Origin of the sequence: Mesomycoplasma ovipneumoniae (assembly GCF_035918255.1) — a bacterium.
Taxonomy (GTDB): domain Bacteria; phylum Bacillota_I; class Bacilli_A; order Mycoplasmatales; family Metamycoplasmataceae; genus Mesomycoplasma; species Mesomycoplasma ovipneumoniae_A.
The window spans coordinates 283,249-299,232 of sequence record NZ_CP142136.1 but is presented as its reverse complement, the minus strand read 5'-3'; the positions used below and the strand labels follow the sequence as shown (position 1 = coordinate 299,232).

The window sequence follows — 15,984 nt, the reverse complement described above, 5'->3', positions numbered from 1 at the left end:
TTAAGATTTTGACGTCAAAAAACACAGATTTACGGGTATTTTTACGTATTTATATTCACTAAAAAGTGAATTTTTGGGATCAAACTGGGAAGTTCAGGAAAAATTATTAAAAAACTTGTAATAAAAAACTACCAATCGGTAGTTTTCTTATTGATTTTAAAATTTAATTGAATAAAAAATTTTTAAATTAAACTTTAATAAAAGGAGCAACATTTAAAAAATTAAATAAACTTGTACTTGATCCTAGATCCATTACCGCTTGGGAAACAGCAGCGGTAGTACCAGTTCCTTGTGTAGCTCTTATATTTTTTAATGCTTTTGAAAGTTCTTCAACAGATTGTAGCGCTTTTTGTAATTTTTCTGGCATATCTTTTAATGCATCAACTTGTGTTTTAAGCGAATCTAGATCTAAATTCGCAAGCTTATCAAAACCTTCTTGAAATTTTTTAATTTGCGCAGAGTCCAATTTGGAAAAAGTTTTTTGAAATTCTTCAAATGACGCCTTGATTTTATCAATTTCGAAACTTTCAATTTGCTTTTTAAATAAAAAATATAAAGTAGCAATTATTATTGCAAATAAGAGAATATTCCCGATAATAACAGCCAAGACTGTCGATATAAATCTTCCGATTTTACTCACTTACGCCTCCATAAATTTGTAAATTAAATTTTAATTTTTGTTCTTTTTTTATGATTCACCACCCTTATTTTCATTTACTTCTTTATTTGGTTCTTCATTAGTTTCATTTTGTTTCTCTGTTGTTTCAGCTTTTTCTTCAGTTTTTTCTTCGACTTTTTCTTCAGTTTTTTCGCTATTATATTCAATTAACTTGTCAACAACTTTTTTGTTTGTTATGTTAATTTGAATTTCGCTGTGAGGAATTGTTTCGTTTAATTCTTCGACAGATTTACCGGTAAATCTTGACAACATGGCAATTTGTTCGTCATAATCTTGCTGGGTTGGAACTAATCCTTCTAGTTTTGCAATTTCAGCAAAAATAAAGGAATTTTTAAGCAATTTTCTTGCTTCAGCCTCAAGTTGATTATAAATATCTTGTTCAGTGAATTTTGTAATTCGGCAATATTCCTCAAGAGTAAAGCCTTGTTGTTTTAAAGTTGAATTAAAAGTTTCATTTAAACGATTAACTTCAGCATTAACTAATTTAGTTGCAAGTGGAATTTCAACTTGCTCAACAATTTCTACAAGTGCATTTTTTTGAAACTCAATTCGTGCTTTTTCAATATTTTCACGTTTTGTAAGGTCTTCTAGATAAACCTCAAGTTGGCTAATTGTTTCAACATTTGGAATTTTTAATGAAGCAACAAAATCATTAGTCAATTTAGCAGGTTGACTTTCTTTGATTCTGTTGATTTTTACATGAAATCTTGCCTTTTTACTTGCATAAGCTGGTACATGGTAATCTTCAGGGAAAACCACATGAATATCGGCTTCTTTTTCAATTTCTAACCCAACTAATTGTTCTTCAAAACCAGAAATAAAGCTATTTGAACCAATTCGAAGTTCAAAGTCTTGCGCTTCTCCACCTTCAAAAGGTTCATCATCAATAAAGCCTTTAAAATCAAAATTAATAATATCTCCCATTTTTACAGGACGGTTTACATTAACAAATTTTCCTTTTGATTCTAAAAGTTTTTGCTTTTGAATTTCAATATCTTCTTTTGTCACTTGTTTTACAACATATTTTGTCTTAAGATTTTGATAATCAGGAAGCTTAATTTCAGGATAAACAGGATAAAGAAACTCGATTTCTAAGGTATTTTTGTCCATTTGAACAATATTAAAGACTGGTGATTCAATAACATTGTCACTATCAATTACATTAGAAAAAGCTTGTTTTTCAAGTTCAGGTAAGTACATTCTAAGCGCTAATTCAAAAACTGACTGTGGATTTAAATATGGGCGCGCTTTTTCTAATGGCACTTTCCCTTTTCTAAAACCGCGTAATGAAACTTTTGCAGCTTGTCTTTTTTCAGCTTTTTCGTAAAATTCAACTCATTTTTGCGGATCAGCTACTAACTTAATTTTAAGTTCGGCACTATTAGGTAAAAATTCACGTGTTATCATTAATAATAATCCTTAAATTGTTATATAAAAGTAAAATAAAACTAATTATAATTTAAATTATGATAAATTTGTTTAAAATTTAAAAAAAATAATAAAAAATTTAGCTTTTTCTCTTAGTTTTTTAAGTAGATGTATTTATTTAAAAACTAAGGCTAATAACTTATTATTATCTAGGTTTTTATTTTTACTTAAATTATAATTTATTATTGTAAAATTTAGAAAATTTTTATGCTGTTTTTTGAAATTTCTTTTATTTTTTCAATGGCAAAATCTAAACTTGCTTGTATAATTTCAGATCTACTTCCGGTAAAATTCAGCTCTCAGACTTCATCATTAATCGCAATAAATACTTGACCAAGCTTGCCATCTTGAACTGTAGGGCCGGCATTTCCGGTTAAGGCAATTGCATATTTTGTTTGAAAAAAATCAAGACCGTATTTGGCCATTTTTAGGGCGGTTTTGGCATTAGTTACACCATTTTTTGTATCAATACCAATTTTTTCCTTAATTTCGTTTTGGTAACAAACAAGTCCGCCGGCAAAAAATTTACTTGCACCCGGCTTTTTTACAATTTCAGCAGCAAGGGCGCCTCCCGTTAAAGATTCAACCGTAGCAATGCTAAATGGTTTATTGGCCATTAATCAGTCCTTTTTATCAAATTTTTTACTATTTGAACAAAAATTACATTTAAATTCAATTTTTTTATATTTTTCAATTAAAAAATCAACATCTTCTTGACTTAAAAGTTTCAAATTTGCCTCAAAATTTGCCTTTTTACAATTACAAATATAATCTCATTTTTGGAAATCAACCTGATTAAAATTTGAAAAAAAGGTCATGAAATCCGTCATTTTTTCATTTTCTAGTCAAACTTCTACCTCTTGTAGTTCTTCTTGAGAATGATTAGGCAAAAGCTGAATAATTAAGGATTGGGCTTTTGTTATTTTTGTTTTTTCATCAAGTTCGATTAAATTTTTTACTACTGAATTAATTTGTTGAGATTGGTGAAAATAAAACGCTAAATCTGTTATAAAATCACCTTTTTGAAGTTTGATCTGACCTGAATAATTAGTTTTTTTTGTAAATTGGTTAATTTTTAAAAAACCAGAAGTTCCAATATATGAACTTACAAGTTGGTTTGTGTTGTAATTTTTGAAAACATTAGCCGGAATTTCAAAATTATTTGCTGAAAAACTAGCACGAATTTGGCCTTGCTTATTTGTTTCAAGAACTAAAGATTCAACAGTTTCAGAATTAATTTTAACAGAAAATCCAGCTGTTTTTTCCTTAATCAAAGTTGGAAGTGGACCAAAAACATTAATAAAACTTGCTAAAATAAGCGAACTAATATTCTTTAACTTGTGAATATTAATCGCTTTATTAACAATTTCAGTCATTTCTGAGACAACTATTAGAATATTTTTGTGCAAATAAATTTTAGAATATGATGACATGACTATATTTTTTTATTTTGTTTAGATATTGAATTTGTTCATTTTTCTCAAAGTTGTTTTCACTCTTGCTCATTTTCACAACTTAAATACTCAAGAATTTGAGCATCAACTATAGGATCAAAAATTGGTGAAACGCCTAACTTTGTATAAAAATTATACCATTTTTTAATTTTTTCTATATCATCCATAACCTGAGATTTATTAACATCAAAAGTATAAGATTTTATATGTCTTTTTTTTATAGGAAATTCTTTGGGATTTTCATAGTCATCTTGCTCTAAAAATGTTGCTACAATTGAATATTTTTCGGCATTTTTTAAAAATGCATATAATTGGGCTTGTTTTATGTATTTTTGCGGTAAATTTTCCCCTTTTTTACCCCATCTTTCAAAATTTTTCAGGCCGGTTGTTTTAATTTCGATTATTATATTAGTTTTTTTGATAAAACCATCAGGAATTCCGCCAATAATTGGATCATTACTAAAATAATCATAATTATATTTTTCGGGAGGAAAAGTTTCAATTTCTAGATCTAATTTTTCAGAAATGGCTTTAATGACAAGAGGTTCAATTGCAACTCCGGCATCAATATATTTAGTGTCTAAAATTGGCATATCCAATTTTGAAATTTTGACAAAAGCTCGAAAAGGCGAACTAAAACTATCAAGTCCAAGTACTTCTCCAATTAAAGTTCCACCAATTTTTTTAAAACCGGTGTTAAAACCAAACTTTTTGTTAAGTAATTTTTCATGAAAAGCAGGATCAAGAATTAAAACCCGTTTTTCATGGTCAATAAAATATTCTTTTTTATTATAAAATTTACGATTTGTATACATATTTGTCCTAAAGTCAAGGTTGTAAACTAATAAGTGAAAGTGAAATTCCGATAATAATTAACAGAAAAACATTTACCTTCCGCAAATACAAAATAAAAACTGTTATAGATCAAAAAATTGCAAATAAAATAAAAACTCAAAGTCTTCAACCACTTATAAAATCACTTACTTCTTTTGTGACAAAATATCCATTATTAGAATTAAAAGCATAATTTACAAGCACTAAATTGATAAAAAGTTGAAAAGCAAGCGCTAAAATAATTCCAATAATTGCTGGTCGAAAAATTTGTGCTTTTTTTATAAAATTTGAACCATTTTTTTGCGAAACTCTATTTAAAGCCTTTAATCAAATTACAACTAAAAAAATTGCCGGTAGTATAAATGCCATTAAAAAAATAAATGAAAGAAATCAACCTAAAACTCCAAAATCTGCAATTAAAAATCCAGTAACTGCGGCCAATTTAATTGAGAAAACACCTGGTGTTGAATTTGCGACAGTGAAAATTTGATTAATTTTCTCTTGATCAATTTCAAGCCCCAGCTCTCCAAGTTGCAATCAAAACCAATTAAAAACAGGCATAAAAACTTGCCCGCCACCAAAGACAATTAAACTAATAACCGCTATCCCCAAAATTGTTAAACTAATTAGTAAAATCACGGTTTTTCTTTCATTTTTTAAACAAAAATAAAATTGAATATATAAATATAATTACTAAAATCGGGACAATCGCTAAATTATACGGGCTTGGAACAAACAAAGAATATGCAAAACTTAATAATAAAACGATGTAATAAACTAATTTATTCATTGAATTCTTGTCTTTTTTTCAATAAATATAACAAAATCCAAGTAAAATTCCGATAATTGTTGAAAAAATTGCTAAATTAAAAGTGACTAAATATCTTGAAGGTAAATTTTTTACTAAAATAAATAAAGTAAAAAATAATAAAATATGCGGGAAAATTCCCAAAACTGTTGCTATAACACCCCAAAAAGCGCCTAATTTTTTAATACAAACTAATGCCATCATTTGAAGTGATGAAGGTCCAGGGAGTAAATTGGTCAAAATTAAACCTTGATCAAAATCACTTTTTGAAATTCATCCTTTTTTGACAACTGCCTGACTAAAAATAATAGGCATTAAAGAATTTCCTCCGCCAAAAGAAATTAAAGAAATTTTTACCACAAACCATAAAAGTGTTAAAAAATCTCTCATTTTCATATTTTTAATATTTTTTGTATTCATACTTAATAAAATAATATATTATTTTTTAAAAATGTGGTATAATTAAATCGGCCTAGAGGTGTAGTTCAATGGTAGAACAACGGGCTTCAACCCCGTATGTTGCGGGTTCGACTCCTGTCACCTCTGCCATTTTTTTTATTTTTTAATTTAAGAAATAAAAAAAATGGCAATAAATTCTAAATTTTTGGCAAAAGTTAATTACCTATTTTAAAACGCTGGCAAAAATCAATTTATGGATAAAACAACAAAAATCATAAAAAACAACTACTATTTAAACTCAATGTAAAAAGAAAACTCGTTTTTATTTACATTGAGCCTAAAAAAACATGTGAAGTTTTGAAAGAACAATAATAATTAAAAGCCATAAATTTGTAGATTTCTAAACGGTTAAATTTAAGGCACTCCATCATATTTAAAAATATAATGGAAAATTCGCACTATCAGAGCGCATTAGACAAAAAACATAATCAATCCCCCTTAATTCTAATATCCAAATTTATTAATTTATTCTTAAGTGAGGTTTATTATAACATATTTTTTTCTTAGACCAAGCATTTTTTTTTTTTTTTTTGCAAAAGGGTAATTTCAAAATAATAAAAATTAAGATTTTAGCCTCAAAAAACACGGATTTCCCGGTATTTTTGCATGTGTACATTCACTAAAAAGTGAATTTTGCCATCAAACTAGGAAACTCGGAAAAAAATGACAAGAAATTCTAAACTTTTGCTAAAAGATTTAGAATTTTTTAAAAGAAATAAGAAAAGCAATTAATCAAGATAATTTTTACCTTTTTGAACCTCAAAGCAAGACAGTCCACTAAAATCAAGTTGGCGATAAATTTCGTATGCCATAATAACAACAGAATTTGCTAAATTAAGTGATCTAGCATGAGGCGACATTGGAATTCGCAAGCATTTTTCCTTATTTGATTTTAGAATTTCAATTGGAATTCCGGTTGATTCCCTGCCAAAAATGAGGAAAATCTCGTTATTATTATTTAATTCGCTTTTAAAATCGATTTGCGAATAAACTTTTTGGCCATAACGGGTTATAAAATAAAGATTTTTTGCGCTATATTTTTTTGCAAAATTTTGTCAATCACTGTGAATTTCATGTTGAATTTCTGACAAAAGAATTCCAGCTGCCGGCCTTTTTAAGTGTTTTGGATCTAGGTCAAATGCGATAGGCTTTATTATATGCAGTTTCATATTTAAAACAAAACAAGAACGGATAATATTGCCTGTATTTGGACCTATTTCGGGCTGAAATAGCACAATGTTAATCATTTATAAACTCCAAAGTGGTAAGATATGTTGAAATTTTTGAGTTTTCCGGTCCGTTATTTTTGAGAAAAAGGTCATATTCAATCTTAATAAATTCTGGAGTTATTTCTAATTTTGTTAAAAGAGTATTGACAATAAATTCTACTTCATTATTAATAAATAGATTTTCAACATAATTATCTAATTCAAAAAATAAAGTGTTTTCGCCAGAAAATACTGTTAAATTTTTGTCAAAAATTTCCAATCTTATCATCGTGTTATTTTCAGGATTTTGCGTTTCATAAACATCAGTTTCAGTGTTATTAATTATTTGCTTTGAAATGTAAATTGTGTTGATAAATTCCACCATTTTTTTGTTTTGGGCGTCAATAATAGTTCTAAGAGAAAATCTTACTTTCATTTTTTAAGCCTTTTTTGAATTATTTGCGGACCTAAAAGTCAAATTGCTCTTGCTAATTCAGGACCTGATTCAGCTCATGTTGTTGCCAGTCGTAAAGGTAACAATAAATTTTTACCTTTTATTTTTAAGGTTTGGCCAATTTCCTTGATTAAATTTTCAATTTTTGAAAATTGCCAATCATCATAGTCAATTTTTTGTGAAAAAAGTTGAATTGGTTGCTGATTTGATTGCTCTAGTAAATCGATTATTTTTTGGCTAATTGAGTTTTGGGGTTTTGTGAAAAAATCGAGATTTTCAAAAAAGTCGCTGTATTTTACAGCGCTTTTTTGAAATGTTTGAACAAAAAACCGGTTTCATTCAGAGTCTGTTCCAAGATTTAAATGCGGTAAAATTTGGTCTATCTCCATTTTTGAAATGTAAGATTTTGAAAACCAGTTTAATTTTTCAGTATCAAAATATGAAGGTGCTTTTGAAAGTCTTTTAAAATCAAATGCTTTAATTAATTCATCGTGCTCAAAAAATTCGCGAGAATCAGCGCTAGTTCAACCTAAAAGTGCTAAAAAATTAAAAACAGCATGGCTATGATAACCTTGATTTTTATAGTCCTCAATAAATTGGAAAAGTGATGAGTCTCTTTTTGACAGTTTTTTACCATTTTTATCAGTAATTATTGTAAGGTGACCAAATTCTGGTTGTTCAAATGAAAAGGCTTCATAAAGCGCAATTTGTTTTGGAGTATTTGAAATATGCTCTTCTCCACGGAAAATATGAGTGATTTTCATATCATAATCATCAACAACAACAGCAAAATTGTATGTCGGAAATCCGTCAGATTTTATAATAACTCAATCACTAATGGCCGAACCTTCAAAGCAAATTTTCCCGCGAACTAAATCATTTCAGCAATAATTTTTGTTTTTGTCAACAGCAAACCTAATAACAAACTCGTTATTTTCTAGACGTTTTTGCTTTTCTTGCTCAGAAATTTTTAGTCAGTTTCTGTCATAGCGAAAACTAAAAATACCTTGTTTTTCTTGCTCTTTTTTTTGCAGTTCAAGTTCGTGCCCGTTGTCAAAAGCATAATATGCAAAACCTTTTTGAACCAATTCTTGGGCTAATTTTTGATAGCGCGCGATTTTTTCTGACTGACGGTATGGACCATATTCTGAAATTGTGCCAGGTTTTTCGTCTGGAAAAATTCCAAGTCATTCTAAATTTTCAATTTGGGAACGCTCACCATCTTGGATATTTCTTTGGGTATCAGTGTCTTCGATTCGTAAAATAAAATCACCGCCGTGATGTTTTGCAAAAAGATAATTAATAAGCGCAGTCCGAGCTCCACCAATATGCAAAAATCCAGTCGGCGAAGGGGCATAGCGTGTTCTAATTTTCATTTTTTCCTTTCAATTTTTAGAGTACAAAACTCAAATTATCCTATAAATTTATAGGATAATTTGAGTTTTTTTGCCAATAAGCAAATCTTGGTTTTTGGTTTATATCATTTTCAATTTTGAATTCAGGAAAATTTTTTTTGAAAAAATTGACACTATCTTTGTCAATTTCAAAAAAAATTCAACCTTTGTCATTAAGAAAATTATCGATTTGTTCCATTATTTTTTGATAAAATGAAAAAGACTCAGGTTCAGAAAATAATGCAGCTTCAGGTTCAAAATTCATAACTGACTCATCAAGTTTTTGCCTTTTGAGGTAAGGAGGATTTGAGACAATAATATCAAATTTTTGGCCAATAATATTGCTAAAAAGGTCAGATTTTACAACTTTTACATCTAAATTGTTGTATTTTGCATTTAATTTTGTTTGCAAAATCGCCTCATCACTAATATCGGCCAGAGTAATTTTTGCGCCACTAAATTTGGCAAGAGCAAGACCAATAAACCCTGAACCACAACATAAATCAAGAACAAAACTATCTTTTTTGATTACTTTTTTGACTTTTTGCAGTAATTCTTGCGTTTCATAACGGGGAATAAAAACTTTTTGATCCAAAAAAATTCGAACATTTTCCATTTCAATAAATCCAATGATTTTTTGGACTGGATAGTTCATTTCTAACTTTAAAAGTTCAAGTTTGGAAACTTCTAAGGGTAAATTATAGCGTTGTTTTTCCTTTAAAAGTTCCAATTTTCTCCTATTTATCTCCATAACTTTGCAAGATTAACTCAGCTCTTTCTTGAGATAATAAGGCTTCAATTATTGGATTTAGACTTCCTTGGATTACCGGTTTTAAAGAACAAGAAAATCCTATTCGATGGTCGGTGAGCCTGTCTTGAGGGTAGTTATAAGTTCTAATTTTTTCAGAACGTGCCCCTGATCCGGCAAGTTTACGAAAATTAGCTTGTGTTTCAAGTCTTTTTTGAACTTCCAAGTTATAAATTTTTGACCTCAGAATTCCCATGGCTATTTCTTTGTTACCAATTTGGGATCTTTCATCTTGAGAAGTTACAACAATTCCGGTGGGAATATGGGTAATTCTAACTGCCGAATCGGTCGTATTTACAGACTGACCCCCAGCTCCTGAGGATCGATAAGTATCAATTTTAAGATCTGAAGGATTAATTTCGACTTCAATTTTGTTGTCAATTTTTGGCATCACGGTAACTGTGGCAGTTGAGGTGTGAATTCTGCCCATTGTTTCGGTTTCAGGAACCCGTTGAACACGGTGGACACCTGATTCAAATTTAAGTTTTGAGTATATATTTTGACCAGAAATTTGGAAAAAAATCTGTGAAAAACCGCCAGCAAGTGCAAGTGATGAGCTAAGAATTTTAACTTTTGCCCTTTGGGAATCAGCTCATTTTTGGTACATTCGAAAAAGATCGCCAACAAAAATGTTAGCCTCGTCACCCCCAGCAGCGCCGCGGATTTCAACAATTACGTCTTTATCATCATTTTCATCTTTTGGAAGCATTAAAATTAAGAGTTTTTCTTCGAGTGCTTCAATATTTTTATTAGCACTTGCAATTTCTGATTTTGCTAAATGTTGTAATTCTGGGTCTTTTTCTTGACTAAGAAGTGTTTTTGCTTCTTCAAGTGTTTGCTGATTTTTTAAAAGTAAATCAAATGTCAAAGAAATTTCTTCAATTGAAGAAATTTCTTTTGCTATTTCTAAATATTTTTTTTGATTATTAATTATCTCATCAGTTAACAAAAGTTGACTTAAATCTTGATATTTTTTATGAATTTTTTCTAAAGAGTCTAAAAATTTTTTTTTCATTGTTACTTCAACCTACGTTTTTATTTTTAAAATTTTAAATTTTTTTATAAATTTTAAAAATAAAAGTTAAACATCGGCGGTTGTTTGGGAATTTTGCCCGTTAGAAAATTTAAGCCAACGCGCTGAATGAGCAAGTCTTTCAATTTGAGTTGGATCTTCAAGGGAAAAAACTTTTTCTGAAGTTTTATCCAAATCAGTTTGAACATCTTTTGTTTGGGCAAGTCATTTGGCTAAAACTGTTGGATTGTTGTCAATTTTTACACCAATTGGGTCAAATTGGCCAATTCCTTTAACAAGTGGATTTCTTCCTGGCACGGTTTGCGGGAAATATCCACCCCAAAAAATACCGATAACTTGGTTATATTCATTTACAACGAGCGAACCAGACATTCCACGTCCACCTTGAAGTCCAGGAAGTGAAATTGAAGTTGCCCCTTGGAAAGATTTAAGCGAATTATCTTGTTTGAACTGATTACCTTTTTGTAGCTCATTAGTTGTAACAAATGAATTTTTATTGTCAGTAATTCAAGTATATCCGCCTAAAAAACCACCTAAATAAGCATGCAGTGGTAAAGCTCCTTCAATTTTTGAGGTCTTTAGTTGAGTTCCTTTTGTAAAAGTAGGAAGAAATTTATTTGTTACTAAAACATCAAGTGGAGCTTCGTTGTAATTTCGAACGGCATCAGGAACATTTTTTATGTATGAATCTCTGCCAAAAAAGTTACGATCTAAAAAAGGAATTCCGAAATTAAATGGATTGTTTTTATGTTCGTCTTCGGGAAAAGTCACTTCAATTATTGCAATATCACGAAATTTTCCTCTATCGGGCATATCTAGACCAATAGGATTAATTTTTAAATTATTTCAGAATTTTTTTGACTCAGAGTTTATATACTGAAATCCTTCAGGTGGTAAAAAATCTCTGTTTCCTTCAGTTTTTGAAATTCGATCAAAACGACGGAATAAATTAGTATCATCAAAACTAATTTCATCTAATTTTGTCAAATTTCCATCAAGTAAATAAGAAAATGAATAAATTTGGTCTGGTTTGTTAATTAAATCTGAAATAACATGCAAATTTGTAGCTAGATAATAAGTGTTAGTTGGTAAAAATTTTCCTTGATTATCAGGGTCGGGTTTTAATTTTCGATCAAAAACTCAAGCTGTTCCTGAGGTAATTCGGGTTGTATTTGAATTAGTTCTTGGGTCAAAAGCATTTGAACGCAATTGAATTACCATCGATCTTGAACGCAATGAGTCATTAATTATGTTTTTTTCAAGAACTTTTGCTCCAAAATCTTCAACAATGTTTTTGCTTTCTCTAGTGTTGCTAAATTTTACGTTAATTTTGTAATAGTCTTCAACTGAATTACCAAAGTAAAATGAAACTCCTGACTCAGAAATTTTAAAATCAGTGAATGAAGCAAAGTCATAATTTAATTTTTCAAAATTAGTTAATTCTGCAGTATTTTTAAAAAGTGTCGCTTCTGATAGTGTTTTTTTAACTGCTTGACCAAAAAGCGGTCATAAAAGTGCATCACTTGAGGAATTTAAACTTTGAGAAATATTTTTCAATTTTTCTGAAACATTTGTTGTAGTAGGCAATTTATACCACGAATCAATAAAGTCAAAATTTATTTGATCTGTAAATTCGGTTGAGGCAAATATCTTATCATATGAGTTAAATCCTTCGACTTTAATAATTTGACCAGGACTTGTTGGACCTGAAGTTAAATCGTTTTCTTTTGAATTTAAAATTAGGTAAAACTCACCATTTTGATCATTTGAAAGTGATGGAACTTTTTTGATGTCATACTTTTTGTAATCTAAACTACCAAAATCGATATATTTAGATAATGTCTCACCTGAATTTTCGTTGGAATTTATTAAAAAAGATGGCAAAAAGTTAGAATACTCTTCTTTAAGTTTGAAACTTTTAATTTCAGTTAATTTTTTTAGACCTTGGGCTGAATTAAGTTTAAGTTTTACAATTTTTGAAACATAATTATGGAATGAATCATGATAAATTGACAAGACAACATCGACATTTCCGGTTTGGGAATCATATGTGTCTTTTAAAATTGTTGCTTTTAAATAATAGAAATTTTTAACCTTTAAACGGTAAGGGTTTTTGGCAATATTTTGAATACTTGGAACTGATTGTGGTTGATCTGGAACATCAAATTCATCGGAATTTCTAAGCGTGTTTACATCCATTTTTTCAAAATTTGACGGTAAATTTATATATTCCCAAATATCTGAGTCAGATTTTAGTGAGTCAATGTTAAAATTGCTTTGATTTTTTAATTCTAAGGTTTCTATTTTTTCAAAAGCGGTATTAATTCTTTCCTTGTAAGCATAAATTCCGGTTTGTTCTGTTTCAAAACCGTTAATAACTAACTCTTTTGATTGAACCAAAGTTTGTGTGTCTTTATTATAAGAGTCAACCTTAACTTTAATTGAACCGTAATAATCATTAGCAGAATTTGCAATTGGAGTAATTTTTAAGTTAAATTTTGCATTTAAGTCAAGATTATCAACGCCTGGGATAAAAGTTCAAATAATTGATGAGTTTAAAATTGAATCTCTACTATTTGGCAGGCGACGAGATAAACTATTTGAATCATTATCTAAATCTAAGGCTGAATACTGTTTTAAGAAATCAGATGCCTTAAGTTTGTTGCCTAAGACCATTTTCCCTGTAATTATTGAATCTAAAGGTTTGCTTTGATCAAGTTCTTGATCCCAAGGGTTTGATTGGCCAATTTCGAGTGTTCGCTGGACAAGTCTACCGACCGCTCCAAGGGGTGTGCAAGAAGCAATAAAAAATGTAGTTGAAATTCCAACTATTGGGAGAATTTTTGTTAGTATTTTTTTCAAAGATTTGTTTTGTTTTTTTGCCATGATTGATATAATTATATTATAATTATACTTAAAATAATAAATTTTAAAAACTTTTTAAGGCTCATTGGTGGAATGGTAGACACGGCAGACTCAAAACCTGCTGCAGCAATGCGTATCGGTTCGAGTCCGATATGAGCCACCAAATATAATATACCCTTATTGTTTTTTATAATTAAAAAATTAAAGAAAAGCGCTCCAATTTGGAGTGCTTTTCTTTAATTTGAAGTGTGTGACTTTGAAAACTAAAGATTTTTCATGGCGTCTTTGTAAATAATATCGACAATTTGAACTGATTTTGCGAATTCCTGGTTTTTGGTTTGAAGCAAAAATTCACTTTTTATTGAATATAAATATGCAAAAATGACAGTAAACACGGATTTTTTGACCTAAAATCTTAATTTTTATAGTTTTGAAATTAGCCCTTTGTAAAAAAAAAAAAAAAATGCTTGGTCTAAGAAAAAATTATGTTATAATAACCTCACTTAAGAATAATTAATAAATTTGATATTGAATTAAGGGGGAATTTGTTATGTTTTTGTCATAAAAAAATCAAACAGTGCGAATTTTCCATTATATTTTTAAATATAATGGAATGCCTTAAATTTAACCGTTTAGACATCTATAAATTTAAGGCTTTTTTATTGTTCTTTCAAAACTTCATATGTTTTTTTAGGCTCGCTGCAAATAAAAACGAGTTTTCTATTTGCGTTGAGTTTAAATAGTAGTTGTTTTTTTATGATTTTTGTCAGTCTTTTAAACTAAAAAAGTAGTTTAAAAATTTCATAATTTTGCTTTTTAAGCTAAAATTTTAGCTTTTTTAGTTTGCCTTATTTTATTAATAAGTAGATTTTTTCTTTCGTGAGTGTTAGATTTAAAATTCAGTGTTTTTACTTTGATAGTTATTTTTCTTGAGTTTGCCAAAAAAGTTAAAAAAGCACCTAAAACCAGAGACTTTTTTAAGATTATCTCATCAAGCTGGATAACTCGGGAAAAGTTTAAAGAAAAGCACTCCAATTTGGAGCACTTTTCTTTAAACTTTAAGTGTGTGACTTTGAAAACTAAAGATTTTTCATAGCGTCTTTGTAAATAGTATCGACAATTTCGACTGATTTTGCGAATTTTTCTTTTTCTTTGTCATTGAGGGTAATTTCAATGATTTTTTCAATACCATTTGCACCAAGGACAGCTGGAACTCCAATATTAACGCCATCGAACCCGTACTGACCACGTAAATTCGCGCCGACAATAAGAATATTTTTTGAGTCTTGGATAATGTTGCTTACAATTCGGGCTAATGCAGCACCAATTCCGTAAAATGTTGCTCTTTTTCTGTTAATTATTTCATAAGCACGACGTGAAACTGGATATTCGAGCTCTTTTTCGTAATTGGAACTATCAATTCCGGTTAGTTCTGAAAAATGGCAGAAACATTCACCTGCAATTTTAATATTAGAATAGGCAACAAAAGATGAATCGCCATGCTCACCCATTACGTAAGCCTGAACTGAATTTGGGGCAATTTTTGCTCTTTTTGCAATTTCAAATTGAAGTCTTGCAGTGTCAAGTATTGTTCCTGTTCCGATAACTTTTTGGTCAGAAAATCCTGAAGCATCACGATAAGCGCGAGTAATAACATCAACAGGGTTTGAGGCAATAACGGTAATTCCACTAAAGCCACTTTCTTTAACTTTAAAAGCAATATCACGGATAATTCGAATATTATCTGCAACTAATTCAAGTCGAGTTTCACCTGGTTTTTGAGGTCTTCCTGCTGTAATTAAAATAAAATCTGCATCTTTTAAGTCGCTATATTCATAACGGCGAACTGAAAAAGGACGCAAAAGTGAAGCAGAAGCATCCTCAAAATCAAATGCATTTCCTTCTGCAAAATCAGGGTTTATATCGATAATTCCGTATTCAGATGCAAGACCTTGATTCATTGCTGCATAAAGAAATGAATTTCCAACGTTTCCTGCGCCGATTAGAACGATTTTGATTGGCTTCATATTGTATCTCCTAGTTTTTTACTATAATGGTTATAACAAAAATATTAAATATCCTTGTTATGTCTAAAATTTTAATACATTTTTAAATAAAAAACAAGCAAAAATATACTTTTGCTTGTTTTTTTTAAATTTATTTAAAAAAATGAAATTTTTTTTATAATTTAATAGGTTTAATTTCCGCCGAGTTTGCTAGTTTGATGGTAAAAATTCACTTTTTAGGAATATAAATACGTAAAAAGCCCGAGGACGCGAATTTACTAATAATGCTTTTGGAGATCTCTTCAAAGAATTCAACATACACAAAAAAGTGCCTTAAATAAACTTTGATTAAACAAATAAATTACCCCTTTGAGTTTCAACCAAAAGCGATTTTTATTATTTTAAAATTAACCCTTTGCAAAAAAAAAAAAAAATGTTTGGCTTAAAAAAATTTTAAGCTATAATTAGACACACTAAGAATAAATTAATAAATTTTGATATTGAATTAAGGAGGAATTAGTTATGTTTTTTGCACAGTAAACTCAGATAATGCC

Annotated in this window: 14 protein-coding genes and 2 tRNA genes; 2 read left to right on the top strand and 14 right to left on the bottom strand. The window is 29.3% G+C overall.

All coding sequences use genetic code 4. The annotated features are described in order from the left end of the window. Nucleotides 1-187 precede the first annotated feature (187 nt). From U3G01_RS01205 to U3G01_RS01180, 6 genes are all read right to left on the bottom strand, one after another. A complete protein-coding gene (locus U3G01_RS01205) occupies nt 188-640 on the bottom strand; it encodes a hypothetical protein (protein ID WP_255030555.1) in 453 nt (150 codons plus the stop codon). Nucleotides 641-688: 48 nt separating this feature from the next. After that, nucleotides 689-2,086 (bottom strand): trigger factor, encoded by a 1,398-nt coding sequence (tig, locus tag U3G01_RS01200; RefSeq protein ID WP_255030556.1) that lies wholly within the window; start codon nt 2,084-2,086, stop codon nt 689-691. A gap of 215 nt (nt 2,087-2,301) precedes the next feature. After that, nucleotides 2,302-3,540, bottom strand: a complete 1,239-nt coding sequence (locus U3G01_RS01195; RefSeq protein WP_255030557.1) for an Hsp33 family molecular chaperone HslO — start codon at nt 3,538-3,540, stop codon at nt 2,302-2,304. A gap of 2 nt (nt 3,541-3,542) precedes the next feature. After that, complete coding sequence (locus U3G01_RS01190) at nt 3,543-4,376, bottom strand: MAGa7180 family putative nuclease (RefSeq protein ID WP_069098139.1); 834 nt, start codon at nt 4,374-4,376, stop codon at nt 3,543-3,545. A gap of 7 nt (nt 4,377-4,383) precedes the next feature. Beyond that, nucleotides 4,384-5,034 (bottom strand): chromate transporter, encoded by a 651-nt coding sequence (locus U3G01_RS01185; protein WP_255030558.1) that lies wholly within the window; start codon nt 5,032-5,034, stop codon nt 4,384-4,386. Then, nucleotides 5,018-5,518 (bottom strand): chromate transporter, encoded by a 501-nt coding sequence (locus U3G01_RS01180; protein WP_326564855.1) that lies wholly within the window; start codon nt 5,516-5,518, stop codon nt 5,018-5,020. The genes U3G01_RS01185 and U3G01_RS01180 overlap by 17 nt, the downstream gene beginning before the upstream one ends. 159 nt (nt 5,519-5,677) lie before the next feature. Here U3G01_RS01180 and U3G01_RS01175 point away from each other — a divergent pair. After that, a tRNA-Trp gene (locus U3G01_RS01175) sits at nt 5,678-5,752 on the top strand. Between the two features lie 638 nt (nt 5,753-6,390). On the opposite strand, the gene U3G01_RS01170 is transcribed toward U3G01_RS01175, so the two are convergent. The 6 genes from U3G01_RS01170 to U3G01_RS01145 form a co-directional block, all read right to left on the bottom strand. Further along, nucleotides 6,391-6,909: a tRNA (cytidine(34)-2'-O)-methyltransferase gene (locus U3G01_RS01170; protein ID WP_010321095.1), complete on the bottom strand. Its 519-nt coding sequence runs from the start codon at nt 6,907-6,909 to the stop codon at nt 6,391-6,393. Further along, entirely contained in the window at nt 6,902-7,306 is a 405-nt protein-coding gene (locus tag U3G01_RS01165) for a hypothetical protein (RefSeq protein WP_255030560.1), read from the bottom strand. The genes U3G01_RS01170 and U3G01_RS01165 overlap by 8 nt, the downstream gene beginning before the upstream one ends. Continuing rightward, nucleotides 7,297-8,700 carry a glutamate--tRNA ligase gene (gene gltX / locus U3G01_RS01160; protein WP_255030561.1) on the bottom strand — a complete coding sequence of 468 codons (1,404 nt, stop codon included), beginning with the start codon at nt 8,698-8,700 and terminating at the stop codon, nt 7,297-7,299. Before gltX ends, U3G01_RS01165 begins: the two co-directional genes overlap by 10 nt. 40 nt (nt 8,701-8,740) lie before the next feature. Further along, complete coding sequence (locus tag U3G01_RS01155) at nt 8,741-9,469, bottom strand: peptide chain release factor N(5)-glutamine methyltransferase (protein ID WP_255030563.1); 729 nt, start codon at nt 9,467-9,469, stop codon at nt 8,741-8,743. Then, a complete protein-coding gene (gene prfA / locus U3G01_RS01150) occupies nt 9,456-10,541 on the bottom strand; it encodes a peptide chain release factor 1 (protein ID WP_255030565.1) in 1,086 nt (361 codons plus the stop codon). Before prfA ends, U3G01_RS01155 begins: the two co-directional genes overlap by 14 nt. 66 nt (nt 10,542-10,607) lie before the next feature. Then, complete coding sequence (locus U3G01_RS01145; RefSeq protein ID WP_326564854.1) at nt 10,608-13,445, bottom strand: DUF31 family putative serine protease; 2,838 nt, start codon at nt 13,443-13,445, stop codon at nt 10,608-10,610. Between the two features lie 58 nt (nt 13,446-13,503). On the opposite strand from U3G01_RS01145, the gene U3G01_RS01140 reads away from it, so the two are divergent. Further along, nucleotides 13,504-13,587 (top strand) — tRNA-Leu (locus U3G01_RS01140). Nucleotides 13,588-13,687: 100 nt separating this feature from the next. On the opposite strand, the gene U3G01_RS01135 is transcribed toward U3G01_RS01140, so the two are convergent. After that, nucleotides 13,688-13,819 (bottom strand): hypothetical protein, encoded by a 132-nt coding sequence (locus U3G01_RS01135; protein WP_326564853.1) that lies wholly within the window; start codon nt 13,817-13,819, stop codon nt 13,688-13,690. 684 nt (nt 13,820-14,503) lie between these two features. Further along, nucleotides 14,504-15,451, bottom strand: coding sequence for an L-lactate dehydrogenase (locus tag U3G01_RS01130; protein ID WP_069097410.1), 948 nt, complete (start codon nt 15,449-15,451; stop codon nt 14,504-14,506). Between the last annotated feature and the right edge of the window lie 533 nt (nt 15,452-15,984).